The 25998-nt window shown below is 38.1% G+C and carries 25 protein-coding genes and 1 pseudogene; 14 read left to right on the top strand and 12 right to left on the bottom strand.

All coding sequences use genetic code 11. From position 1 onward, the window contains the following. The first annotated feature begins 15 nt into the window (after positions 1-15). The 5 genes from tolQ to pal all read left to right on the top strand — a co-directional run bounded on the left by tolQ (position 16) and on the right by pal (position 4565). Entirely contained in the window at positions 16-714 is a 699-nt protein-coding gene (tolQ, locus tag KTH84_RS06665; RefSeq protein ID WP_003650232.1) for a protein TolQ, read from the top strand. After that, on the top strand, positions 714-1166 hold the full coding sequence (tolR, locus tag KTH84_RS06660) for a protein TolR (RefSeq protein ID WP_042898128.1): 453 nt from the start codon (positions 714-716) through the stop codon (positions 1164-1166). The genes tolQ and tolR overlap by 1 nt, the downstream gene beginning before the upstream one ends. Positions 1167-1169: 3 nt before the next feature. Continuing rightward, entirely contained in the window at positions 1170-2603 is a 1434-nt protein-coding gene (gene tolA, locus KTH84_RS06655; RefSeq protein ID WP_262472568.1) for a cell envelope integrity protein TolA, read from the top strand. A gap of 93 nt (positions 2604-2696) precedes the next feature. Then, positions 2697-3977, top strand: a complete 1281-nt coding sequence (gene tolB / locus KTH84_RS06650) for a Tol-Pal system beta propeller repeat protein TolB (RefSeq protein ID WP_262472566.1) — start codon at positions 2697-2699, stop codon at positions 3975-3977. A gap of 27 nt (positions 3978-4004) precedes the next feature. Next, positions 4005-4565, top strand: coding sequence for a peptidoglycan-associated lipoprotein Pal (gene pal / locus KTH84_RS06645; protein ID WP_009393712.1), 561 nt, complete (start codon positions 4005-4007; stop codon positions 4563-4565). Between the two features lie 54 nt (positions 4566-4619). On the opposite strand, the gene KTH84_RS06640 is transcribed toward pal, so the two are convergent. Further along, positions 4620-4805, bottom strand: coding sequence for an NF038105 family protein (locus KTH84_RS06640; protein ID WP_009393678.1), 186 nt, complete (start codon positions 4803-4805; stop codon positions 4620-4622). A gap of 185 nt (positions 4806-4990) precedes the next feature. Between KTH84_RS06640 and KTH84_RS06635 the strand changes: the two genes are divergently transcribed. The 5 genes from KTH84_RS06635 to KTH84_RS06615 all read left to right on the top strand — a co-directional run bounded on the left by KTH84_RS06635 (position 4991) and on the right by KTH84_RS06615 (position 8261). Then, positions 4991-5962 carry a class 1 fructose-bisphosphatase gene (locus tag KTH84_RS06635; protein WP_262472565.1) on the top strand — a complete coding sequence of 324 codons (972 nt, stop codon included), beginning with the start codon at positions 4991-4993 and terminating at the stop codon, positions 5960-5962. A 59-nt stretch (positions 5963-6021) separates the two neighbouring features. Continuing rightward, positions 6022-6798, top strand: coding sequence for a TrmH family RNA methyltransferase (locus KTH84_RS06630; protein WP_075431506.1), 777 nt, complete (start codon positions 6022-6024; stop codon positions 6796-6798). 159 nt (positions 6799-6957) lie between these two features. Next, positions 6958-7572 carry an RNA polymerase sigma factor gene (locus tag KTH84_RS06625; RefSeq protein ID WP_262472784.1) on the top strand — a complete coding sequence of 205 codons (615 nt, stop codon included), beginning with the start codon at positions 6958-6960 and terminating at the stop codon, positions 7570-7572. After that, on the top strand, positions 7562-7882 hold the full coding sequence (locus tag KTH84_RS06620) for a hypothetical protein (protein WP_004643705.1): 321 nt from the start codon (positions 7562-7564) through the stop codon (positions 7880-7882). Before KTH84_RS06625 ends, KTH84_RS06620 begins: the two co-directional genes overlap by 11 nt. Then, positions 7872-8261, top strand: a complete 390-nt coding sequence (locus tag KTH84_RS06615) for a DUF3106 domain-containing protein (protein ID WP_133972211.1) — start codon at positions 7872-7874, stop codon at positions 8259-8261. The genes KTH84_RS06620 and KTH84_RS06615 overlap by 11 nt, the downstream gene beginning before the upstream one ends. Positions 8262-8353: 92 nt before the next feature. Here KTH84_RS06615 and KTH84_RS06610 read toward each other — a convergent pair whose 3' ends face one another. The 4 genes from KTH84_RS06610 to cxpE form a co-directional block, all read right to left on the bottom strand. Then, a complete protein-coding gene (locus tag KTH84_RS06610; RefSeq protein WP_262472564.1) occupies positions 8354-10783 on the bottom strand; it encodes a CSLREA domain-containing protein in 2430 nt (809 codons plus the stop codon). A 17-nt stretch (positions 10784-10800) separates the two neighbouring features. Then, positions 10801-12660: a rhombotarget A gene (gene rbtA, locus KTH84_RS06605; protein ID WP_262472563.1), complete on the bottom strand. Its 1860-nt coding sequence runs from the start codon at positions 12658-12660 to the stop codon at positions 10801-10803. Positions 12661-12990: 330 nt separating this feature from the next. Then, positions 12991-13689: a DnaA regulatory inactivator Hda gene (hda, locus tag KTH84_RS06600; RefSeq protein ID WP_042898540.1), complete on the bottom strand. Its 699-nt coding sequence runs from the start codon at positions 13687-13689 to the stop codon at positions 12991-12993. Between the two features lie 20 nt (positions 13690-13709). Continuing rightward, positions 13710-14903 carry a chloramphenicol efflux transporter CxpE gene (cxpE, locus tag KTH84_RS06595; protein WP_262472562.1) on the bottom strand — a complete coding sequence of 398 codons (1194 nt, stop codon included), beginning with the start codon at positions 14901-14903 and terminating at the stop codon, positions 13710-13712. 135 nt (positions 14904-15038) lie between these two features. Here cxpE and purM point away from each other — a divergent pair, with 135 nt between their 5' ends. Together purM and purN are read left to right on the top strand one after the other, a co-directional pair. After that, a complete protein-coding gene (purM, locus tag KTH84_RS06590) occupies positions 15039-16109 on the top strand; it encodes a phosphoribosylformylglycinamidine cyclo-ligase (protein WP_262472561.1) in 1071 nt (356 codons plus the stop codon). After that, the gene (purN, locus tag KTH84_RS06585; RefSeq protein WP_009393679.1) at positions 16106-16735 is read left to right on the top strand and encodes a phosphoribosylglycinamide formyltransferase; all 630 of its coding nucleotides are present in this window, start codon (positions 16106-16108) and stop codon (positions 16733-16735) included. The genes purM and purN overlap by 4 nt, the downstream gene beginning before the upstream one ends. 66 nt (positions 16736-16801) lie before the next feature. Here the strand turns inward: purN and KTH84_RS06580 are convergent, their stop codons facing one another. Both KTH84_RS06580 and sppA read right to left on the bottom strand, forming a co-directional pair. Continuing rightward, a complete protein-coding gene (locus KTH84_RS06580) occupies positions 16802-17611 on the bottom strand; it encodes an alpha/beta fold hydrolase (protein WP_262472560.1) in 810 nt (269 codons plus the stop codon). Between the two features lie 21 nt (positions 17612-17632). Then, entirely contained in the window at positions 17633-18649 is a 1017-nt protein-coding gene (gene sppA, locus KTH84_RS06575; RefSeq protein WP_262472559.1) for a signal peptide peptidase SppA, read from the bottom strand. Between the two features lie 132 nt (positions 18650-18781). Here sppA and KTH84_RS06570 point away from each other — a divergent pair, with 132 nt between their 5' ends. Then, the gene (locus KTH84_RS06570; RefSeq protein ID WP_128814565.1) at positions 18782-19765 is read left to right on the top strand and encodes a lysophospholipid acyltransferase family protein; all 984 of its coding nucleotides are present in this window, start codon (positions 18782-18784) and stop codon (positions 19763-19765) included. On the opposite strand, the gene KTH84_RS06565 is transcribed toward KTH84_RS06570, so the two are convergent. From KTH84_RS06565 to KTH84_RS06555, 3 genes are all read right to left on the bottom strand, one after another. Next, entirely contained in the window at positions 19718-22150 is a 2433-nt protein-coding gene (locus tag KTH84_RS06565) for a DNA internalization-related competence protein ComEC/Rec2 (RefSeq protein ID WP_262472558.1), read from the bottom strand. The two genes, KTH84_RS06570 and KTH84_RS06565, sit on opposite strands and share 48 nt — an antisense overlap. Before the next feature lie 83 nt (positions 22151-22233). Continuing rightward, a complete protein-coding gene (locus tag KTH84_RS06560) occupies positions 22234-22920 on the bottom strand; it encodes an ABC transporter ATP-binding protein (protein WP_004643715.1) in 687 nt (228 codons plus the stop codon). Next, positions 22913-24148, bottom strand: coding sequence for a lipoprotein-releasing ABC transporter permease subunit (locus KTH84_RS06555; RefSeq protein WP_262472783.1), 1236 nt, complete (start codon positions 24146-24148; stop codon positions 22913-22915). Before KTH84_RS06555 ends, KTH84_RS06560 begins: the two co-directional genes overlap by 8 nt. A 147-nt stretch (positions 24149-24295) precedes the next feature. Between KTH84_RS06555 and KTH84_RS06550 the strand changes: the two are divergent. Then, a pseudogene (locus tag KTH84_RS06550) lies at positions 24296-24376 on the top strand (PilZ domain-containing protein); the annotation flags it as partial. A gap of 29 nt (positions 24377-24405) precedes the next feature. On the opposite strand, the gene KTH84_RS06545 reads toward KTH84_RS06550, so the two are convergent. Further along, positions 24406-25314, bottom strand: coding sequence for a DMT family transporter (locus KTH84_RS06545; RefSeq protein ID WP_042898533.1), 909 nt, complete (start codon positions 25312-25314; stop codon positions 24406-24408). A gap of 7 nt (positions 25315-25321) precedes the next feature. Beyond that, the gene (locus tag KTH84_RS06540) at positions 25322-25810 is read right to left on the bottom strand and encodes a YaiI/YqxD family protein (protein WP_128814564.1); all 489 of its coding nucleotides are present in this window, start codon (positions 25808-25810) and stop codon (positions 25322-25324) included. Positions 25811-25998: the final 188 nt, after the last annotated feature.

The following is a 25998-nucleotide window of genomic DNA, read 5'->3' as shown; positions in this document are numbered from 1 at the left end:
CCGGCATATGTAACTATGGCAACAAACATTGAATCAACCCTGCATATTTCTGACCTTATTTTACAGGCAAGTCCAGTCGTTCAGTTGGTCATGCTAATTTTATTGTTAGCATCAATCTTTAGTTGGTATCTGATTGCCAAGTTACATATGAGTTATAAAAAAGCACATCAAGAAGATGAACATTTCCAGAAAATGTTCTGGTCAGGTGCTGAACTCAATACGCTTTACAACAATGCTCAACTCAACTCAAAACGCTCAGGTCTTGAAGATATTTTTTATCAAGGATTGAGTGAGTTTTTTAAACTTAAAAAACGTCAGGCCCCTGTTTCACAAACGATTGAAGGAACTGAACGTATTTTACGTGTAGGTTTGAGTCGTGATCAGAGCCATCTGGAATACGGCTTAGGTAGTTTAGCAAGTATTGGCTCTGTAGCTCCTTACATCGGTCTATTCGGTACCGTTTGGGGCATTATGAATGCCTTTATCGGTTTAGCTGCTGTTGATCAAGTCACTCTAGCCACTGTTGCACCGGGTATTGCCGAAGCACTTATTGCAACTGCAATTGGTTTATTTGCTGCAATTCCTGCTGTATTGGCTTTTAACCATTTCACTTCTAAAAGCGAAAGTGTTTACTCTGATCGTGCTTTATTTGCTGAAGAGATGATTGCTTTATTGCAACGTCAGTCTGTGGGTTCATCACAGGAAGATGCATAATGGCAATTCAGCGTTCAGGGCGCTTTGAGCGCATAAAAAAACCACTAAAAAGTGATATGAACGTCGTACCCTATATTGACGTTATGCTTGTACTTTTGGTTATTTTCATGGTGACTGCTCCCATGATTACCAGTGGAATTAAAGTCGATTTACCTCAAGCAAATAACCATCCAATCGAATCAAAAGATATGCCAGCCATGGTAACGATTGGTAAAGACGGCAATATTTATCTTCAGTATGAAGATTATAAAGATAGTGAGCCATTATCTCGTGAAAAACTTGAAGAAGTTTTAAGCAATGCTCAAAAACAAGCTGAACAAGAAAATAAACAACTCACAGTTTTAGTCAATGGTGATAAGTCTCGTCCTTATGGAGAAGTCGTATCATTGATGGCAAGTTTACAAGAAGCAGGTTTAACTCAAGTTGGCCTTCTGACAGAGCCTTTAAAATAAGCTATGAATAAAAATCAAAAGCCGCACTTTAAACAAAATGCGATTGCACTGAGCTTTACAATTGGAGTTCATGCAATTGCCATTGTTGGCTTGCTTTTTTTAGGCTTGAGTAAACCACCTGAACAGCCAAAAAAGCTAACAACTATTTTAGTTAAGCCAGAAGATTTACCCCCTCCTTTAGCAAAAGCAGTTGAACAAGAGACAACTGCTACAAATGAAGCAAAAGAGGTGTTAACCCCTATTGTAGATGAGACTCTCCCTCAAAATCTTCCAGCCGCACCTCCTCCGCCAACTGCTCAGCAACTTACTGCTCAAAAGCAAAAAGCTGAACAGACACAACAAGCAAAATTAGCGGAACAAAAACGTAAAGCTGATGAAGCAGCTAAAGCTAAACAAGCTGCTGAACAGCGTAAAGCTGATGAAGCTCAAGCACAAAAGCAACGCGCTGATGCTGAAGCAAAACGCCAAGCCGAATCTAAAGCGAGATCTGAAGCCGAACAAAAACGTAAAGTCGAGCAAAATGCAAAAGCTGATGAAGCGACCAAAGCTAAACAAGCAGCTGAACAACGTAAAGCTGCTGAAGAGGCTAAGCGAAAAGCAGAGACAGAGGCAAAGCTGAAACGTGAGGCTCAGAAGGCCGAAAACGCTAAACTACAAGCGCAGCAAGATGCTAAACACAAAGCTGAAGCTAAGGCAAAAGCCAATGACGACGCTAAGCGTAAAGCTGAGACAGATGCTAAAGCTAAGCAACAAAAAGCTAATGAAGACGCCAAACGTAAAGCTGACGCCGATGCAAAAGCCAAGCAACAAAAATTAAATGAAGATGCCAAACGCAAAGCTGAAGCCGACTCAAAAGCTAAACAACAAAAAGCAAATGAAGATGCTAAACGCAAAGCTGACGCCGATGCAAAAGCTAAGCATGAACGAAGTGAAGCTCGTAAAGCTGCTGACGACGCTAAACGTAAAGCTGAAGCCGACTCAAAAGCTAAACAGCAAAAAGCCAATGACGACGCTAAACGCAAAGCCGAAGCAGATGCAAAAGCCAAACAACAAAAAGCTGCTGACGATGCTAAACGCAAAGCTGAAGCAGAGGCTGAAGCAAAAGCTGCATCTGCTCAAAAAGCACAAGAAGAGGCAGCTCAAAAGAAAGCTGAGGCTAAAAAAGTTGCTTCTTCAGCTAGACGTGATTTTGAGCAAAAAATTCGACGCTCTTGGGATGTTCCAACAGGCAGTAGTAGTAAAACAGTTGGTGTTCGTTTTACCCTCTCAGATTCGGGAAGTGTCAATTCAATTGTAATCACGCGTTCAAGCGGAGATGATGCTTTAGATGCAAGTATTAAAGCTGCAATTCAAGCCGCAGCGCCATATCCTATGCCATCGGACCCAGATGCAAGGCGCGAATCAAGAAGTGTTAACTCTACATTTAGAGCGCAATAATTTTGAAAGAGTTACATGCTTTAAATAGTTTAAGGCATGTAACTATGCTACAAAATCAACAGTCACAAAAATACCAGCTATGACTTTAAACTTATGAATACGAGCCGCAAACACCTGCTATCTTTAGCATTGATCACCGCACTAAGCCCTCTTGCTTCTACAACTGCTTTTGCCCAGTTATATCTGGAAATTGCTAAAGCACCAGATCAGGCACCCAAAATTGCAATTGTCCCGTTTAGTAATGACAATGGGCTCTCTCCTATTGTCGAAACTGACTTAAACCGTTCTGGGCGCTTTACAAGCTCATCTAAAAATTTACCTGCTAATGCTGCAATCAATCAGATTCAAGCTTCTGACTGGCAAGCTGCCGGAATTCCATATGTAGTTACTGGACAAATTAAACAAACAGCTACAGGTTTTGAAGTTCATTACCAACTTTATGATGTACAAAAGCAGCAATACATTTTAAATGAACTTTTAAATGTACCTGCTTCACGTATACGTCAAGCTGGCCACATGGTAAGTGATGCTATTTATCAGGCTCTTACAGGCATTCCTGGTGATTTTAGTGGCCGTATTGCATATGTGCTTAGAAATCCGGCTACTCCTGCAGAACGTTATACATTACAAATTGCAGATACGGATGGAGAACAACCAAAAACTGTTTTGTCATCTCGTGACCCAATTCTTTCTCCGGCCTGGACACCAGATGCCAAGAAAATTGCTTATGTTTCTTTTGAAACCAAACGTCCAGCCATTTATTTACAAGATTTATCTACTGGAACGCGTGAAGTACTCACAAGCTTTAAAGGCCTAAATGGCGCACCGAGTTTTTCACCTGATGGCCAATCAATGCTATTTACAGCATCGATGAATGGCAATCCTGAAATCTATCAAATGGATTTATCAACTCGCCAAGTCAAACGTATGACAAACGACTCGGCCATTGATACGGAAGCACGTTATACACCAGATGGAAAATCTTTTATTTTTACTTCTGACCGTGGTGGTTCTGCCCAAATCTATCGTTATACCTTTGCTGATGGCTCAGTAAAACGTCTAACGTTTAAAGGTTCATTTAATGCACGTGGAACTTTGAGTGCAGATGGCAAAAAGATTGCTCTTGTTCATCGTCCAAGTGGCAGCAGTTATAAAGTTGCAATTCAGGACATTAATACTGGCATCACCAATATTCTTACTCCAACCAGTTTAGATGAGTCACCAAGTTTCTCACCAAATGGGCAAATGGTGGTGTACGCAACTCGTGAAGGAAGCCGTGGCTTGTTATCTATCATGTCTACTGATGGACGTTTCCGTATGAATTTACCAAGCGAACAAGGTGAAGTACGTGAACCAGCTTGGGCACCAAAATAACTTTTAATTCCATTGATGGAGATGATCATGAAATCAATCAAATATTTAGCTTTACCCTTTCTTAGCGTAGCACTTGTGATGACAGGTTGTGCGAGCCGTAAACCAGCAGCGACGACTACAACTGGTACAAATCCAAGTACGGTAAACACTTCTGGTTTAAGTGAAGATGCGGCATTAAATGCTCAAAATTTGGCTGGTGCTTCATCGAAAGGTGTGACTGAGGCAAATAAAGCTGCTTTGGCTAAACGTGTTGTTCATTTTGATTATGACAGCAGTGACTTATCTACTGAAGACTATCAAACTCTGCAAGCTCACGCACAATTCCTTATGGCAAATGCAAATTCAAAAGTTGCATTAACTGGCCATACAGATGAACGTGGTACACGTGAGTACAATATGGCTTTAGGCGAGCGTCGTGCTAAAGCTGTACAAAGCTACTTAATTACCAATGGTGTAAACCCACAGCAACTTGAAGCTGTAAGTTATGGTAAAGAAGCTCCTGTTAATGCAGGACATGATGAATCTGCGTGGAAAGAAAATCGCCGCGTTGAAATTAATTACGAAGCAGTGCCTCCTTTATTAAAATAAGGCATATGCATAAAAAAACGCTCATATATGAGCGTTTTTTTATAACAACAAAACTTAAGAAGATTTCTTTTCTTCTTCCGTATGTTGCATAGATTCAATCAAATCATGCTTATTAAAATCTTTATATTCAGGTTTTGCCTCATAATCTTTCCAAGCTTCCTGAACATTCTCTTTCGAAATTTCATCTAGATTGATTGGTTCACCTGCTGTGGGGGTCGCATCAAACTTCTTTGTTGTCATTTCGATTCTCCTAAAAATATACAGTCCGTTGTCATATAATCAACATACCATTTAAAATGGAGGTTGTAAGCATAAATCCAACACAAATAAAGTAAGATAATTTTTATTTTGTGACATTCTCATCTAGAATATGCCACGTATTTATCTGACTCATTTTGATGCTTGAAGCACAGGAGCTATTTTATATGTCCAACCTCACATTGTCCCAATTTTTACAACAACAAAAAGGGAATCTAACACCTGAGTTGGCTCAAGTCATCGACACTATTGCCACCACCTGTAAAACTATCGATCAAGCCTTACAAAAGGGCGCGCTCGCTGGTATTTTGGGTAGTGCTGGTAATGAAAATGTTCAAGGTGAAACACAGAAAAAACTTGATGTGATTTCTAATGACTACTTAATTGATGCTTTAAAAGTTCATCCACAAGTGAGTGGTCTTGCTTCTGAAGAGCTTGATGAGTTCACACCTGCACAAGAAAATGGTAAATATCTGGTTTTATTTGATCCGTTAGACGGCTCAAGTAACATCGATATCAATATGTGTGTAGGCACAATTTTCTCTATCCTGCCTGCAAAAAATGCGGTAACTCAAGCAGACGATTTCATGCAAGCGGGTACTCAGCAAGTTGCTGCTGGTTATGTACTTTATGGCCCATCAACCATGATGGCCTTAACTGTAGGAAATGGCGTAGTATTCTTTACTTTAGACCCAGAAACTCAAACCTTCTTGCTTACTACTGATAATGTTCAAGTTTCAGCAGACACTCAAGAGTTTGCAATTAATACGTCTAACCAGCGCCATTGGGAAGAACCTGTAAAACAATATATTGATGAATTACTTGCAGGTAAAACATCTGTTCGTGAAAAAGATTTCAACATGCGCTGGGTAGCATGTATGGTGGGTGATATTCACCGTATTTTATGCCGCGGTGGTATTTTCCTTTATCCATACGACTTAAAAGATCCGAAAAAAGCGGGTCGCTTACGTTTAATGTATGAGGCAAATCCAATGAGTATGCTCATTGAACAAGCAGGTGGTACATCAACTACTGGCCGTGTTCGCATTTTAGACATTGAACCAACGGAGCTTCACCAACGTGTTCCTGTAATTATTGGCTCTAAAAATGAAGTTGAACGCGTAACAAGCTATCATTAATAATTTTAATTATTTAGGGCATCATAGTATGATGGTGCCCTTTTGTTGGATATTTTCTCATGGCGGTTATTTTTTTAGAATCAAAAGACAATGCAAAAATTAAACATTTGCGTGGATTAATCGAACTTAATAGCGCTCGAAAAAAGCACCAACAAACAGTCCTTGAAGGTACCCATCTCTGTTTAACGTGGTTACAACAGCAAAAGAAGATTTTTTCTTTATTTACGACAGAACAAGCACTAGAACACACTGATTTAAAAAAAATAATTGAGCTACATCAAGGTCATATCTTTGTTATTAGCGAAGTCTTATATAGAGATTTGAGTACATTAGGTACGAGCTTACCTTGTTTAGCTATTATTGATTTGCCTAAAACTGCATCAACAATTGATTACAAAGTGGACACTTTGATTCTGGAGAATATACAAGATCCAGGTAACGTAGGCACATTGCTACGTTCAGCAGCAGCAGCAAATATTAAGCAAATCATTTGCACACAAGGCTCTGCATCACTTTGGTCTCCACGAGTTTTAAGAGCAGGTATGGGAGCTCATTTTAGCTTACATTGTTTTGAAAACTTCCAACTTACAGATATTCTTCCAAAATTTAGAATCCCAGTTTTTGTTACAAGCTCTCATCACTCAACAAGCCTTTACTCACAAGATCTTTCTCAGCCCTGTGTCTGGATTTTAGGAAATGAAGGCCAAGGTGCAAGTGATTACGCCTTAGAGCACGCGCAATCAGTGACTATTCCACAGCCAGGTGGACAAGAGTCATTAAACGTAGCAATTGCAGGGTCTATTTGTTTTTTTGAGATGGTTCGTCAACGCCAATAAAACGTTAATTTATTTTACATCTCACATATTTGTGAAAAAAATCAATTACACTAGTAAAAAATAGCCGATTGTTGTCAACCTCCCACCTCTTTTCAACGTTATATAAGAGATATATTGAAGATAAGGTGGGTATGTCCAATGACAGGATTTTCCATCTCCATGGATTTAGCACCGAAAAAGTCTCGATCGGAAACATCTAGTGCTCATGCAAGCACGGCTGAGCAACGCCTGAAAGTTTTCATGCAAGATGTAACTGGTCGTGCTTTGGTGATGATGGAGAGTGCTACCCAAGGTCAACAAGGTATTGCAATGGATTTGGTTCAAGAAGCATTTATTTCTTTACACAAATCTTATGCCGATAAAAGTACTGAAGAATGGTATCCCCTGTTTTATACGATTTTAAACAACAAACTTCAGGATTGGCGTCGCAAAGAATCTCGTAGAGCAAACCCATTTTCATTCTTCAAAAAAGTTAGTCTCGACAATGATGACGACGAAATTATTGATGTAGTTGATGAAAAAGCCATCAATCCTGCGGATTTTCTTGATCAAGCAGTGACTATCGAAGAAATTCGAGAAGCGATTTCAAAGCTACCAGTTCGTCAACAACAGGCATTTATGTTACGTGCGTGGGAAGGTTTTGACACACACACAACAGCTCAGATCATGAACTGTACCGAAGGTAGTGTAAAAACCCATTATCACCGAGCAATTCAGGGACTTAGAGAGTATTTGGCCCATTTAAATCCCTTGGGAGGTTATGATGAATCATGATGATTTCACTAAAAAGGTGACGTCTAAACTTGATAGTTTGGCACATCACCATAAAAATAAAACAGTGGTCATGAATCATGTGCTTGACCATATTCAACAAAAACCAGCCTCTTTTTATAGTGTCTGGAAAATGTCTGGTTTTGCACTTGCAGCAGCGATCACAGGTTTTGTAATTTTACCTAATTCAGCAGATATTGTTGATAAGCCACAAAATCAAGTGATTGTAAATCCTAAATTATCCCCACAAATGGTGGAAGATTTAGAAATGCTAATGGTCTTGGGTGAGGATAAAGTACAACATGGCAGCTAAAAAATTAGCGCTTATCCTTTGTTCATTAAGTTTCTTGCAAACCAGTTTTGCAGGTTTTGAACGATTTTGGATTTTTTCTAAAGATGCCAATACACAAGTTGATGACACATGGAATGCTCTTTCTGAAGAAGAACAACGTGCAGTTATTAAACGTTACCAGAGCTTAAAAGAGTTACCAGCGAATCAAAGTACAAACCTACAGCAACGTATGGACTGGTTTACTCAGCTTCCCGATGCTGAAAAAGAAAAAATGCGTGAAGCATGGCAAAAAATGAGTACGCAAGAGCGTAATGATTTGCGCCAGCGGATGCTTAAAGCAAATGGTGAAGAAAAAACAGCTATTCGGGAAGAATATATGAATAAGTATTTAGAACATTAAATAACTCTGCAAAATTCCTATGTAGTGAATTTAGTGTCTTACATAAATTTTATAAAAAAGCCTCCAATTGGAGGCTTTTTGTTTTATATATTTTATTTACGGTAGCGTCTATAGGCCGCTAAACCCAGTAAAGATGCTATAGATAAAATTCCTAAGCTACCGCCACCGCCTCCGCCACGTGTATCGTCTGTGGTAGTTGCAGTACTTACTAGATTAATTGTGCCAGCTTTAGATGAGATTTTACCATCTGCATCATAAACGTTATAGCTCAATGAATCGTTGAAAACATTAAAGACGTTATTTGCCTGAATATAAATATTCCCACCATAACAAGTTTTATCTTTATCATCTTCCGGACAAGGTCCTTCTCGATCTGCTTTAACAACCTTAAAAATTCCATCTTTTGAAGTTTTGCTTGGTAAATAGATTGGTAACTCTACGCCTTTTTCATTCACCCAAAATTGTGTTTTAGGTTTTGAAATTGTGCTTACTGGCCCATCTCCATCATCATCCGCATATTTAAGAAGATTCAATGGGATTGTTTCATTTGCCAGATACTTAAAGGTAAGTGTTCCATCTCCAGAAACAGGTTCAATATTATTAAAACGTGCTTTTATCAAACCGCTCGAGCTTGATTTACTATCGGCTGTTGTAATCGTATATTTACAATAAGCATAGCTACCGGCTTGAGTAACTACATCATCCTTGCGATAAAAAACAATTTGCTGTAAAGCGCTATTCCACTCACAAAATACCTTGTCCTCATCAGTCAAAGCATCGATTTGGCTTTGATCAAATGTGTCATCAAGTGATCCAATACCCAATGCCTCTGTTGTAATACGATAGTCAGTTGTATTGAAGAACTTCAACACATGATTAGCATCTTCGGCCGGTAAAGGTAAATCATAGTTCTTTAAATCAAGATAAATCGCACGATATTTAAGATTGGCTTTGGTTGTATCAATCAGGTTTTTAAACTCAGCTAAACGTACTTTATAATAAGTAATAAAATTAGAGGGTGTTTTAGGATCTTTAATATATTTATCAAATAAATCAAAATTTTGTTGATAAGTATCCATTAAGGTCGTTAATGAAATATTGCTGACGTCCTTTAAGTCGCCTGAAGTTAATTTCATTAACTCAACAGCCCCAATATCACAACTATTACGGTTCTCTGACTGATAATAAGAGGCTCCATCTGCTAAACGGTTTAAACCACGCTGGTCAGTTGTAGCACAGCCTCCTTTTCCATCTTTATCAGTATCAATTAAATCTTTGTCAGAAGAAATATCTCTTGGATAATAAATAGGTAAAAAACCTGTAGAAGCCGTTGCATCCTGTAGGCTCAATAGAGTATTAAATGATTGTGTACTGATATTAATATTCGTATGACCATCAGGCAGAGATTCTTTTGGTACATCACATTTTGCTATCGTAGACGTCCAATCAAGGGCATTGAAGCTCAGTGTTAAACCTACACTCTTCTGCTCTGCTGCCGCGCCTAACAAATATTTACAAGCATAACTTCCAGTGTTATAAGCCAGTACGTTAAAACTAAGCTTTTTTGTGCCCAGTTTGTCGTAGAGGAAAGTACTGTTCGCATTGTTTTCAACAATTGTATTATTTAAAAGTACTAGACTACTGCTTGAACTTAAAATACTTGATGTATTGGCTGGATTATTGGTATCGCCAGTAAACTTAATAACACTGCCGTTAGTACTATTCGCTATATTTTTCGCAATAGTATTAATCGACAATGTCGCAGTAGGTTTACCGCAAAACTCAAATGTACTTGTTGAAGCTGTATTACCATTATTTACAATACTATTTGATGTAAGGGTAATGGTACGTGGCGCATAGACGGTGTCACTAAAACACCCCATTGATAACACACTGCCTTGTGTTGCGCTATTACCTTTCAGTAATGAATGATTTACTGACAAAGTAATATTAGGTGAAGCTAAATAAATTGCTCCACCACTTGTTGCTCGTGATAATAAAATCTGGCTATTTTGTAAAGCAATATCAGCACCGGCATAAATCGCCCCACCCTGACCAGTTGTAACTCCATTTGTAAGAATGACATTATTTAAGCTTAGGGGTTGCTTATAGGAAGTTGTATTAAAAATACGTGATTTACCTTGGGCATCAATATACGTTTGTAATTCAAGCTGTGCGGGATAATCATTAGTTAAAACACTTTTCTTCTGCCAATCTACGGGGTCAGCACCAAAAATAGCAATATTGGCATTAGGAACTAGCTCCTTGCTTAAATTATAGATTCCTGCTTTAAGCTGAATAGATTTCTGTGTAGTCTCACGTGTATCAATAACTGTACAACCACCATAAGACTTACGCAATTCAGCAGTCTTTATCGCTTCACGCAATGAACAGGCATTGGTATTATCACCATCTTCATCGACAAAAGTTGTAACATCAATTCTTCCATTTGTAGTATCTGCAAATAATGGCATTGCAGCAATTACAGCTAATGCTAAAAAAGCTTTTTTATAATTTTTCATAGCCTTATCATCCTTGATTATGACTTTAAACGTCGCAAAGCAATTAAGCCAAATAAACCTAAAATTAAGCCACCACTGACACTCCCCCCGCCACCCGTGCTTACAGTTTTATCTTCAATACCTGATGGTGGATCTTGTACGATTTGAACTGGAACCGTTAGATAAACATCTGCTGCATTATTAAAACGTGTTATAGTTGTGACGATTAAAAGGTTAAATACATCGGCTCCATGCCAGTTATCATTTGGAACATAAGTTAAGTTTCCTTGTGTATCAATCGACAAAGTTCCCTTAGATGACGTGCTTGTCTGAATCACTTTCATACAACCTGATTGCCATGCTTTACCATCTGTTCTTTTTCCAAACATTTTTTCACATGTTTGTGGAGAAACTAATTCACCATCACCCACAACATCAGCAATATTAAACTTGGCAATTTCTCCATATTTAATATCTTGACCATGCGTACTAATATCATCTCGGTTAATTGTTAATTCAATTGAGCCTAAATCGCATAGCTCATCATAAGCACTTCTATTTTTTCCACGTTGATCTTGTTTTTCACAACTTGCTAAACCGACTGAAGTTCCATCACTATATAAACGGCCTTTGTTAATTAATAATGATTGTGAAAAGCTCGTATATTTATCGAGAATTCTGGGTTTAAAGAAACCTAAGAAACTATTACTTGGTGTTGAATAAGGACAAAGCAATCCATCTGCAGGTGGTACATCACATGTTCCTTCATCTGCATTCCCTGCTATTAGTTTTTCATTGGCTGGATAAATAATATTAGGAAGTGTTGCTGAAGCATTACGGTTACATTCCGTAGTCACCAAATTGCTCTGTACAATCGTCTTATCTGTTGCAGATGTCTGACAGTTGGTTGTATTGCCCACTAGAATACTATTAGAAACGGAAGCTTTTCCTTGTGGAGCATCAAAAAATAGCCCACCCGTGTTTTTAATCATTGTAATGTTATTGATCACCATTCCATCTCGGACATTGGCAATAAAACTACCTTTATTATGAAAAATCGTACTATTACTTAAACCGATAGCACGAGAGGTTAAATAGCCACCAGTACTTTCATCTGCAAATTTAGTTTGTGCGTGGAACAATGCGCCATCTGCAGCAGTCACTTCATTATCACGCACGACAGAGCGACCAATATAGTAAAGTGGCATATCACTATATAAAACGCCGCCCTGACTCGCTTTATTATTCTGCATCAGGCTATTAGTAATCATTACCGAGCCTGCTGTTTTTGTAGTATTAGATAAAATTCCCGCGTTATAAATTGCCCCGCCACGAGTAGCATACCCATCTATTAAACGTGAATTTTGAATGACCAATTGTTCATGGTTATAAATTAATCCACCATCACCATCAGGTACTGCACTTTTTGATCCGGCACCTTTTAAATTGACATCAATAAATGAAACTGTAAAAGAGGCTTTTTCAACACTACCATCATCTACACGGAATAATTGATCCGTACCTATCATTTTAATAGTTGCATTATGAGAATTGGGTGCTCCTTCCTCAACCAATGTAGAATCATTCTTTGCTGTACTAATAGCTAAAGGAACAGTAATTGTTATACTTTTATTCAAAGTATATTCTTTATCACGCTGCAAAATAATATTTGAAGAAGCCTCTTTATTTCCGCATCCATGATAACCAGTTGCATATTTTTCAACATCAGCAGCATTGGAAGATGCTCGATAATTAAGAAATTGTACAGCCTCACGCAATGTACAGAGCGTATCATCTTTATCTTCATCAATTAAACTTGTGACTTGAATATCGGCAGAATAAGCGTGTCCAGCGACAGCCAATAAAGCAAAAGCAATGCTCCGTTTGAGCATACCCATCTCCTTACATCTTTTTTTCATTTTTCTTTGTCAAAATTGCAAAATTTCCGCTTTTGCAACCGCATCCTTTGTGCGTACTTTGTCACAGGAACTAGAATTTCTCAAGACATTTTGGTCGGTCTGTAGAGTCATTTTAAAGCTACATTACAAAAAGCCTGTTAGATTTAAAAAACTTTTTTAAATGCAAAAAATTAACTATTTTAAAATCAACAGAAGGCTTGAAGTATAGAAAGATAACTACTTCATAATTCGTTTTTATATTTTGATTCAGAAAAATTAAATGGCTAATGCAAAGTTCAGACAAAGCCATAAGCTCAAATGAAAGAATATCTATTGTTGATATTCATCAATCAAAGCGTAAATTTGTCTTAAAGTTGCATTCGAAAGTTTTGTTTTTTCACCTTTAAGTAATTTTTCTAATTGGGCAACTGACTGTAATAAAAGAGAAGGTTGATGAGGACCATGTAACAATAAATAGTCAACAATTTGCTGATCAAAATGGATACCACGTCTAGACATTACAGAGGTAACCAAGGCGTAGCGGTCCGCATATAAACTTCCACTCGGCACTTTAACGCTGACAGCTTGGGTAAGTCGTGACTGTAAGTCTGGTAATTCCAACTTTAATTCGATAGGCGCTACACGCGAAGAAAATACCAACTGCCCTTCGTGATTATTCATTAAATGAAAGACAGCTTTTTGCCAATGCGGCACACCACTAATTGATTCAATATCATCCAAAGCCACAAGGTCATAATGCTCTAACGAAGTAATTGCTTCGATAGGAGCATCAAGAAGTTCAAGCAAAGAAACTTTAATTGCAGATTTGCCTATTTCTAAATAAGAGTCACAAATTGCGGAAAGTAAGTGACTCTTACCTGTCCCTGCACCACCGTAGATATAAAACCTACTGACCAGACCAGCATGTAGTTGACGCACAGCATCGACTACATTCCCCCAACTTGGTCCCGAAAAATCACTGATTCGGGCATCAAGTTGAGGTTCTATATCCAGTTGGAGTTGACGCATATATTGAATTAACCTTGAAATTATTTCTGGTCAGATGGTTTCAGTTTATCTGTATCTTGCTGTGTTTTAACCTCAAGATCAAGCTTAGTGCTTTCGGTTTCTACATGAATTTGCTTAATGTCACCTTGTTGTATGACTAACGTAGACGGTGGAGCATAAAGTGAGCTTCGTTCATAGTTATCTCTTAAGTGTTTCAATAGCACCACAATCACAGCAGCAACAGGCAATGCAATTAACATTCCCAAGAAACCTGCAAGTTGTGCACCTGCCAATACGGCAAAGACAACTGCTACAGGAGATAGACCAATTTTATCGCCCAATAAGAATGGCTGTAGAATATAGCCTTCTATCGCTTGGCCAATCATAAAAACTACGCCAACAAGTAATAAGTGCATCCAGTCCAATCCGAACTGGAACAAACTTGCAATTACGGCGGCAATAATACCTACTGCAAATCCTAAATAAGGAATAATACTGGCAAGGCCAGCCACCATACCAATAATAAGACCAACTTCCAAACCAATGAGCTGCAAACCAACTGCATATACTATGCCTAGCAATAGCATGACGAGAAACTGACCTTTAACAAATGCCCCTAAAACGCTATGGCATTCGCCAACGATCTGTAAAGTATTTGCTTCATATCGACGTGGAATGAGACGACGTAAGTTTTGTAGCATACGGTCCCAGTCTAGTAAAAAATAAAAAGCAATAATTGGAATTAAAACAACTGTTCCACCAATTTGAATAAAATTCAAACCAGACTGGGCCAATTTTAATAACACTGATTGAATACTATCGGCACTATAATTGGTTTGAACATATTCCATCACAGCTTTAGACATCTGCTCTGTGTCAATTTCCATTTGCTGAACATTAAATGTCGAAGAAACCCATGGTAATAGTTCTGCATTAATCCAATGTATACCAGCTGGAATGCTATCTCGGGCGTAAACTAATTGTTTCCAGATAAGGGGAACCAAATACCACAATGCAATGGTTAGTGTTACACCGATTCCTATAAACACTACGCTAATTGCTAACCAGCGAGGCAATTTGATTTTTACCAGAACATCAACAAGTGGACTGAATAAATAAGCCAGGAAAAAAGCGCCGATAAAAGGAATGACTACAGGCTTGAGTAAGTACAATACCCATACCAGCAATACAATACCTGCGAGTAAAAAAATACGGCGCAGTATACGATCTTGCATAAAATCTAGCCTTTTTTGATTTAATCGTTATAAATGAAAAAATATTTTTATTAAAGATAGCATTTTCGAGCATAAATAACATAAGAGTTTCGTATATTCAGGTTATAATCTGCCGCCAATGCGGAGACTTCATTTATGAGCAACTCAACTTCTACCCCAAATACCGGTTTAAGCTATAAAGATGCGGGTGTCGACATTGAAGCGGGCGACACACTGGTCGATCGTATCAAGTCAGTCGCTAAACGTACAAGTCGTCCTGAAGTAATGGGCGGACTTGGTGGCTTTGGTGCACTATGCAAAATTCCTAAAGGTTATGAAGAGCCTGTTTTAGTTTCTGGAACCGATGGTGTAGGAACTAAATTACGTTTGGCACTTAATCTTAATCGTCATGACACAATTGGCCAAGATCTTGTGGCTATGTGTGTAAATGATCTTTTGGTTTGTGGTGCAGAACCATTATTCTTCCTTGATTATTATGCAACTGGTCACTTAAATGTTGACGTTGCTGCAAATGTTGTTACTGGTATTGGTAAAGGTTGTGAGCTTGCAGGTTGCGCACTTGTAGGTGGTGAAACCGCAGAAATGCCAGGCATGTATGAAGGCGAAGATTACGATCTTGCTGGTTTTGCTGTTGGTGTTGTTGAGCAAAGTAAAATTATTGATGGCTCTAAAGTAAAGTCTGGTGATGTGCTTATTGGTGTTGCATCAAGTGGTGCTCACTCAAATGGTTATTCATTATTACGTAAAATTTTAGACGTTAAAAACGTTGATTTAACTCAAATAATTGATGGTCGCTCTCTTGCTGATGTTGCGATGGAGCCAACTCGTATTTATGTAAAACCAGTTCTTGAGCTATGCAAACAAGTTGATGTACATGCTATGGCACACATTACTGGTGGCGGTTTACCAGGTAACTTACCTCGTGTATTACCAAATGGTGCACAAGCTGTCATTGATGAAGCTTCTTGGGAATGGTCTGAGTTATTCCAACTTCTACAGCGCGAAGGCAATGTAGAACGCTTTGAAATGTACCGTACGTTTAACTGTGGCGTAGGTATGGTCATTGCTGTTGATGCCAATGATGCAGAAAAAGCAATTGAAGTGCTTAATGCTCAAGGTGAAAAAGCTTGGAAAATTGGACACATCCAAGAAAATGCTGAATCAGTGGAAGGTGCAGACGAAAAAATTCGTGTGATCTTTGCATGATAAAAATTGCTGTTCTAGTCTCTGGGAACGGCAGTAATTTACAAGCCTTGATAGACGCAAATCTATCAGGGCAAATTGTAGGTGTACTGTCTAATAAAGCAGATGCTTATGCCCTAGAGCGTGCTCAAAAAGCTAATATTGCTACCGCTGTTATCTCCCATAAAGACTTTCCAACTCGTGAAGTTTTTGATGAAGCAATGCATCAACAACTCTTGGCTTGGCAAGTGGATGTGGTTATTTTAGCCGGCTTCATGCGCATTTTAACTCCCACCTTTGTCAATAAATGGCAAGGGAAAATGCTGAACATACATCCCTCACTGCTTCCTGCTTATAAAGGTGTGAACACTCATCAACGTGTTTTAAACACAGGTGATCGTTTACATGGTTGTACCGTACATTTTGTCACTGCTGAACTAGATTCTGGTCAATCAATTGCTCAATCCGCTATTTCAGTTAAAGAACATGATACTGCCGCTTCATTAGCAGATCGAGTACATACCCTTGAGCACTTTATCTACCCACAAGTAGCAGAGTGGTTATGTAACGGTCAACTTACATGGAAAAATGGTCAAGCTTATTTCCGTGATCAAGTTCTTGAACACCCTATTCGTTTTGCAAATTGGTAAAATTTTTACTTAAAAGCAAAAATAAAAAAGGACATGCTGACATGTCCTTTTTTATAAGTTTAAAAATTAACTTTGCTGTTGATGAATCAATTTCTTTATAGAGTTCACAGTATCAATAGGATGTTCTAGAGGAAACATATGCCCTCCTTCAACTACAGTAAACGGAATTCCCATTTTTCGCTTTGCCATTTGAGGAAAGCCTCTTTTTAAGAAATCACTTCCTTTACCCACAACTAAATGCACAGGCATCTTAGGTTTTGGCATAGGTAACCACCACCAAGAAGGATTTTTACGGAAAATTGCAACTTCATCTTCACGAGAAATAGTTAAAGTAACTCCACCGCGGACCGAGTCTTCTTTTAAAGCATAGTCAATGTAAGCTTGAAAACAATCTTCATCAAAATTTTTATAGAAGCCTTTAGGACGCAGTAATTCGGCCGCCTGTTCTCTCGATTCCCAATGTTCACGACGACGTGCAGATAAGCCTGCTGGTGTCATCGCATCAACCAATTTAGGACGAAATAATTTTGCCATATGAAAAGCAAATGAATATCGCCCTAAAATAAGAGGTGGGTCTAACATAATCACTTGAGAAAACAGTTCAGGACGCTGAAAAGATGCCATCAACGTTAAAACTGAACCAAGAGAATGTCCAAGTCCAATGACTTTACGTCCTTTCGCCTGCCGCACAATACTATCAATCACCTGATCAACCAAAGAAGGCCAATGGTTAGTCACAGGATAACGTTTATCAGGGCCAATTAGAGGGACATAAATAAAGTCATATTCCCCTTTCAACTGATCAAACAGTTTTTGATACACTTTTGACGGTACACCATTCGCATGAGCAAAGTGTATAACTGGTTTCATTGACATACCGCTATCCTAAAACAGATTTTATTGTAATTTTGCGCTTTGACTAGTCTGCACTTCTTGAGCAATAGATTCACTTACCCCTTGCCCTAGTTGTGCACCCATACGACCTAAAATTGATTCTAAAGGGTTACGCTCAATTGTGTAGTCAACTTTATTACCAAGGTTTAGCTCACGCATCAAGCTCGTAACGTTACCTGAACGGTCAGCAATACCTAACTGGATTGCTTGTTCACCAGTCCAGAATAAACCAGAAAAAATAGCTGGATCATTCGATTTCAAACGCTTTCCACGCCCTTCTTTAACTGCACTGATAAAGTGAGTATGAACATTATCAAGAACAGACTGAATATGTTGCTTTTGAACAGGATCAATCGGTTTTGTCATACTTAAAATGTCTTTATTCGTTCCTGCTGTTAAAGTTCGATCTTCAATACCAAGTTTCTGAGCTAAACCACTAATCCCATAGTTCGGCATGATGACCCCAATTGAGCCGACCAAACTTGATGGATTGACAATAATCTCATCAGCAGCAGATGCAATATAGTACGCACCCGATGCACCCATATCACCAATAACAGCGTAAACCTTCTTATCAGGATGCTGTTTTTTCAAATAACGAATTTCCTGCCAGATTTCATCAGATTGAACTGGAGAACCGCCAGGTGAGTTAATATTAAGTGCAACAGCTTTACTATTTGATGCCTCAAAAGCACGCTTAAGTGCTTTATTGGTGTCTTCACTATTTACAGCTTGATTGCTTGAAGCATCAATAGTACCCACAATATCTACCACTGCCAGATGAGCGCTGCTACTACTTACAGCAGAGCCTTCTTTGCTGGTTGAGCAGCCTTTACCCATGAGTACAATAATGAACAATAGATAAATAAAAGTTAGTGTTTTAAAGAAGATGCCCCAACGGCGGCTACGACGCTGTTCCTCGACGGAGGCAAGCACAGCCTTCTCGAGAATTTGCCATTCTTGTCCATTCTGTTTAGGAGTTATAGGTTCATTTTGTGGTTTTGGCGGCCAATCGGACATAAAATTCCAATCCAAATTAATCTAAAATGATGTCATTATATACGTTGATTTGATAAAAACTGTCTAAATAATATGATTTCATTTATAATAATTTTATCTTTTTTTAATTATTGCTTCCTTTTTCCGCGATAGATGACCAAATTAGATATAAAAAGCATGAACTATTTCCTACTCAAAACTTTTAGCCGTCAGCCAATTAAATTTGGACGTTTTCTTGCTCGTATGTTGGCAGGGTTAATCAATACTTTAAAAATTACTAAAACATCAAAAAGTATAGAACTAAACCTACAAATCGCCCTTCCACATTTAACACCACAGCAGCGAATAGAGATTACGCAACAAGCTATTCGTAATGAAATCACCTCATACTTTGAATTTTTAAGTATTTGGGGTTCATCAAATAGTAAGAATATCGAAAGAATTCATCATGTTGAAGGTGAACATTACTATCACGAAGCGCTTGCAGCAAAAAAAGGGCTTGTTATGATCATCCCACATTTTGGCACATGGGAAATCATGAATGCCTGGTGTTCACAGTTCACTTCAATGACAATTTTATACAAGCCTGTAAAAAATGAAGATGCGGACCGTTTTGTTCGAGATGCCCGTAGTCGTGAACAAGCCAACTTGGTTCCTACTGATGAAAGTGGTGTAAGACAAATTTTTAAAGCTTTAAAACAAGGTCAAACCACCGCAATTTTACCTGACCATACACCCAACGTAGGCGGCGATATGATCAATTATTTTGGTGTTCCACTTGCTTCAAGTAATTTAAGTGCCAAGCTCATCCAAAAAACTAAAGCAAAAGCTTTATTCCTTTACGCAATTCGTAACGAAAATGACGGCTTTACGATGCACATTGAACCTATGGATGAGAAAATCTACCAAGGTAGTGCGGATGATGGAACTTATGTCATTCATCAGGCTATCGAACAACTCATTCAGCGTTACCCAGAGCATTATCACTGGAGCTATAAACGTTTTAAAGCAAATCCTGCTTTAGATAATATTTACAATATTGATCCAAATGAAGCACTTCAAATTGTAGATAGACTTAAAGCCGAAGCTTCACAAAGTCCTGTGAAGCCATGTACGCTCGAAACGTCGAGTGTATAAAACCATTTGATGATTGCGAGATACAAAGCTTAATGTTCCTTGTTCAACTGTGCTTTTAAACGGGATATTAAGTTTTTGTATTCTTGCTAAGACTTCTTTGCTTGGATGACCATATCGGTTATTAAACCCAGCAGAAGCAACAACCAGCTTGGGATTTAAAGTTGCTAAAAAGTCATAGGCAGAACTATGTTTACTACCATGATGACCTAATACCAAAACATCTACTTTTAAATCAGGATATTCTTTTATCAATTGATATTCTGCTTCCCATCCAGCATCCCCCATAATTAAATAATTTTGATAACCCTTTACTTGTTTTAAATGAATATAAACGACACAAGAGTATTGATTTTGATTTGAAGAAACTAAATTTAAATCATTTTCTTTAGGCCAAAGTATCTCAATATCTAACTGGGGGTATTGCCATTTTTGCCCTTGATGACAATAAGTAAATGGTTCTTTAACCTGCTCTTTCCACAACTCATTCGATATAACTTGTTTGATAGGGAAAGCCTGACTGATGGCAGGAAATGCACCACTATGATCTTGGTCAAGATGAGATAACACCACATGATCTAATTGTTTAATACCTTTCTGACGTAAATATGGAATCATTACATTTTGACCAATACTAAAAGCTTTCTCATCATAAGAACCACCCGTATCAATTAACCATGTCTGCTCTGGATGTTGTAAAAAAATAGATTGGCCCTGGCCTACGTCTATAATATTTAATTGGATTTGCTGGGATGACTTATTTGGAATGATTAATGGTAAACAACATATGAGACCCCAAGATTTCGGTAAAACACCACGTGGTAAGAATAAGATAATAATGACACAGCTAAGACACACTAAAGCAAGTGGTGTCAGGCTAAAACCTTGCAATGGTAGAGATAACTTTTCTAAAAGACTAAAACATGTCAGCACTATACTGAGCAAAATATCATTAATCTGAAAGAGTGCATTTCCAATTGAATTAAAAATAAGCCACAAACAAGCAGCAAAAATATTCAAAGGAACAATTATTCCTCCTAGCAAAGGAACTGCAATAATATTTGTGAGAGGTGCAACCCATGAAATTTGTTGAAAGAAAATCAGCATTAGGGGACATAGGGCGATAAATATTTTGCCCTGAGATTCAATGAGGGTTTTGCTTAAAAGAATTATTCTAGATAGCAGACTCACTGAAGCAAGATTTGGAGTCTGTACTATGGTTTGATAAATGCGTAATAAAATAAAGCAAGAACCATAAGAGAGCCAAAAACCTGCCGATAAAACACTAAATGGATCAAAAAGTAAAAGTAGACTTGCGCTGTAAACTAAGAGCGAAAATGGTTTAACAGGCAGTTTGACTAACAATAAAAAGGCAAATAAAAATACTGAAATTAAAGTTCTTAAGGCTGGAATTTCAAAGCCTACGAAAGCTGTATAAATCAAAACCCCAAAACATAAGGGAATCATTGCCAATATTTGCTTGGGTTGCCACAAATAAATCTGCGGATAATAACGTCGTACTAATTGATGTACTCCCCAAGACAACATGATTGCAAAGATAAGGACATGAGGCCCTGAAATGGCCAACAAATGAGAGATTCCTAACTGCTTAAATTGATTTTTAATATCCTCATTTAAAAGGCTTTCATCTCCTGTTAGAAGTGCTAATAGCAGTCCTTTGTTCTGTAAGGGAGATTTTTTTAGCATCAATCTAAATTTTAGGCGCAATTTTTCTATATTTAATTGTTGCCTAGTAAAAAACTTTTGTTGCTGTTGTAAATGTTTTTGATAACCCAATCGATAAATTTCATCAGAGCTTAAAGGTTCAATATGCTGGACACTGAAACCTGACATTATATTTCGTTGAATGAACCATTGCTCCTGATCAAAAGCACCTGATACTGCGTAACTATGAGCTGGTCTGGTTTTACCCGAAATTCGATAGTAGTGGCCTAATTGTAATTTTGGTCCTTCTATCAATGCGTTCTCATTTTCATTTTTTAAATATAATAACCAATTCACCACATGGGGTGATCGCCCTAGAACTTGAGCGAGTTGCTGTGTCTTATTATCTTTTTCCTCGCTTATTCGGTCTATATACACAACAATGTCTAAAGACTCAGGTTGCATCTCCCGTAGTTGTAATCTTTCATTTAAGGCGTGCTGAGCATATTGATGACCTATAATAAAGAGACTTCCCCCACAAACTAAATAGTAAACTGCTTTTAATATAGGTCGATTTACAACGATGTACTGCTTAAAAACATAAAAAATAAAGCTGATAAAGAGGAGAACTTTACCAACCCAACCATATTGCGTTATTAGAGGAAAATCTATTCCCATAAATGCAATACCTCCAACCCACCCCACTAAAATAAGTTTTAACATTTAAAGTCATATCGTTATCTTTTTAGGGGCAAAATTAAAGCCCAACTGAGTGGGCTTTAACAATGTGATTTAATGACAATTTTTTAAGAACCGCTCACCCAAAGACCGTCTTCCATATGCAAGATTGAATCTGCTGCCTGAGCTAACTGTTCATCATGAGTCACAATGAGCATCGCCATATTTAATTCTTTCTTAAGATCGGTCAATAATTCAAAAATGCCTAAAGCTGTTTTACGATCTAGGTTTCCGGTAGGTTCATCAGCCAAAACAACCGCAGGTTGAGTGACCAAAGCACGAGCTAAAGCAACACGTTGGCGCTCACCGCCTGAAAGCTCACCTGGCTGATGGTCCATACGATGAGATAATCCCACTCGGTCTAGTAAATATTCAGCTTGTGCTTTTACCGATTTGTATTGGCTATCTGGGCGAAGCATAAGAGGCATTGCCACATTTTCAAGCGCAGTAAACTCAGGTAACAAATGGTGAAATTGATAAACAAAACCAAGGTACTTGTTACGTTGAAAACCACGCTCGGCTTCACCTAAATTATCAAAACGCTGACCATTTAAAAATACTTGTCCTTGCGTTGGTTGCTCTAGACCGCCTAGTGCATGAAGCAAAGTACTTTTACCTGAACCACTCGCACCAACAATCGAAACAAACTGCCCTGCTTCAACTTGTAAAGAAAGACCTTTAATGACTTCAACCTTAGATTTACCATCATCAAAATGTTTATAGATATCTTTTGCTTCTAAAACAATTTTACTCATAGCGCAGTGCCTCGGCAGGTTGAACTTTGGCAGCACGAAGCGCCGGATAGATAGTCGCCAAGAAGCTTAAAAGTAAAGACACAATCACAATAATCGTCACATCTTGCCATCTTAAATAAGAAGGAAGGTAATGCACAAAGTAAGCATCAAATAGATTTAGGCCCAACACATTGTTAAACCATGAAATGATATCACTAATGGTTAAAGCCAAAATTACACCTAAAACCGTACCCGCAACTGTACCAATCACACCAATCACGGTGCCTTGCACCATAAATATTTTAGTAATCATTGATGGCGAAGCGCCTAATGTACGCAAAATTGCAATATCTGATTTTTTATCAGTCACGACCATGACCAATGACGAAACGATATTAAATGCTGCAACCACAATAATGAGTACAAGTAACAAACCAACTAGTGTTTTTTCCATTTGAATGGCATTAAACAGATTGCCATGCGTATAGGTCCAGTTCGTTGCGTAGAAATTACTTGGTAAACTTTTTACCAAGTCGTCAGCAACTTGTGGCGCGGCAAAAATATCATCTAGTTTTAAACGGACACCTTGAGCACCATCTGGTAAGCGTAATAGTGTTGATGCATCATAGAGAGCGATATATCCCACCATAGAGTCGACTTCAGCACCTACACTAAAAATACCAACCACTTTAAAGCGCTTGAAACGAGGCACTACACCCGCTGGAGATGGCGTTGCTTCAGGTAAAACCAATGTCACACTGTCATTTAGACGTAAGCCTAATGAATCGGCCATATCTTTACCAAGAACAATACCAAACTCACCCTTTTTAAGTGAATCTAGACTACCAGCAACAATATGATTTTGAATAATAGACACATTCTTTTCATATTTTGGGTCAATACCCGTCACCATAATACCTGCGACTTGCCCTTGCGCGGTTAACATACCTTGCAATTGGGTAAAAGGTGCAACCCCCGTTACATGTTGATGATGTTCAACTCTCTTTACCAGTTCAGGCCAATCCGTGAGGATTTGTGTAGATGAAACTGTCGCTTGCGGCACCATTCCCAAAACACGGTTTTTTAATTCGCGATCGAAACCGTTCATCACAGAAAGTACCGTAATCAGCACAGCGACACCTAGTGTCAAACCGATCATCGAAACCAATGCAATAAAAGAAATAAAATGATTACTGCGTCTTGCGCGAGTATATCTCAACCCTATATACAGTGAGATTGGTTTAAACATACCTTCTAAATCCAAGGTGATTGATGGAAAATAGCTGATGCTCATGTCAATCGCATCCACATCTACTATTTACCATATCGTTAGATGCTGTATTAAGGTTTAAAAATCAGTAAGTTCTGATCTTTCCTTAACAATCCTAATATTATATTGCTGCGCTATTTTCTACTACTTAAGTTGGGAGATCAATTTGATCATGCATTTCGCTACGAATTAGAACAATTTAATGAATAAGCTCAACAAATTACCCAAATCTTCTCCTATTTAGGCTTAATATGTCGGACAAAATTTCGATTTGCTTGAATGTCTTTATAAAAGTATAAAAATAGTCCAAACAGGATAATTAAAGCCCCCACAAAAACCATAATCGAAAGTTGTTCGTGGTTTAAAGCCGCTCCAATCATCATGGCTAACATTGGGGTAATTACCGTTGTTAAAGATAAAGTCGTTGCCTGAATATTCTGTATAAGTTTGAAATAACAGAACATAGCGACTAATGAAGCCATCAGTACTGTATAAATTAAAGCAAATAAAGATTTAGCTTCTGGTAAATGTGTCGGTGCATATTGCCAAATAAATGGAATAAGACAACTTGCTAAAATTGAAGAAACTAAAATAGAGCCCGTTGCCTGAGCCATAGGCTGAATTTGTGCATTCACTTTCTTTACCCAAAAAATTGAAAAAGAATAAACAAACACACTCATTAGCATGAGAACAATGCCGAACGGATGTACATGCTGATTTGATCCATTCAAGCAAATAATCGCTAAACCACATACTGCAATCGCCATACCTAGCCATTGCAACTTATAAAGTTGCTGCCCAAATGCAAAACGACCAATCAGCCCAGCCATAATGGGTGCTAAACCGAACATAAGCGCAATCATGCCTGAACTTAAATATTGGGTAGCAGCATAGGTAAAAATTTGAGAACCAATTAAGCTAAAAGAACCGGCAACGTAACTATGAACAGCTTGTCGATGCGTTGGAAAAGGTGTTCTTAAAATCAGTAATATGGCTACGGCCAAAGGTAATGCAATAAAAAAGCGTAACAACAATGCCCACATAAGATGTAAATCGGACACACTCCAAACGATTGCCAATGGGGTTGTTGCCCAGATAAACACTAACAAGGCATAGGTTAAAGCCAAATTGGTTTGCGATGGCATGGGATGCTCACTTAGCTGTTTTACGTTTTTGCTTTAAAATTGTTTGATCTAATGCACTCGAAAATTCACGTTTATCCCGCTCTGAAATAGGCGGTGGTCCACCAGTCTGTACACCTGCACCACGAAGCGTATCCATGAAATCACGTAGATGTAACCGCGCTTTAACATTCGCAGTTGTATAGACCTCACCTCGGGGGTGAATAGCAACGCCTCCCTTTTCAATGACTTGAGCCGCTAGTGGAATATCTTGCGTAATGACAATGTCATTTTCAATCATACGATCAACTATTTCTTTATCGGCCTGATCTGCACCACTTAAAACCTGTATGGACTTGATGCGAACTGAAGGTGTAATCCCAACATTTTGATTAGCAACAAAGATGACTTCTAAATGATAACGATCTGATGCGCGCAAAATAACTTCACGTAATATTCTTGGTAAGGCGTCTGCATCTACCCATAGCTTAAATGGCAGCAAGTTATTCTCTATTTCCACTAAAAATATAAGTCTAACAGATGCTTTTCTAAGGTGAATAGTAATAAGTATTAAACTTATTTTTAATTTGCTGTTTAAGTTTTTACGAGCTCGATCTACCTTTTATTTTATAAATAGAAGGAATATCTGTCTTTAAATGTTTAAATATGTGCTTTTACAAGAGAATTTACAGAGGGTGACTTGAAAAA

It is taken from the genome of Acinetobacter sp. WU_MDCI_Abxb74, assembly GCF_025513915.1.
Classification (GTDB): domain Bacteria; phylum Pseudomonadota; class Gammaproteobacteria; order Pseudomonadales; family Moraxellaceae; genus Acinetobacter; species Acinetobacter calcoaceticus_C.
Note: the sequence above shows the minus strand (reverse complement) of the source record. Positions and strands in the feature narration are given on the sequence as shown.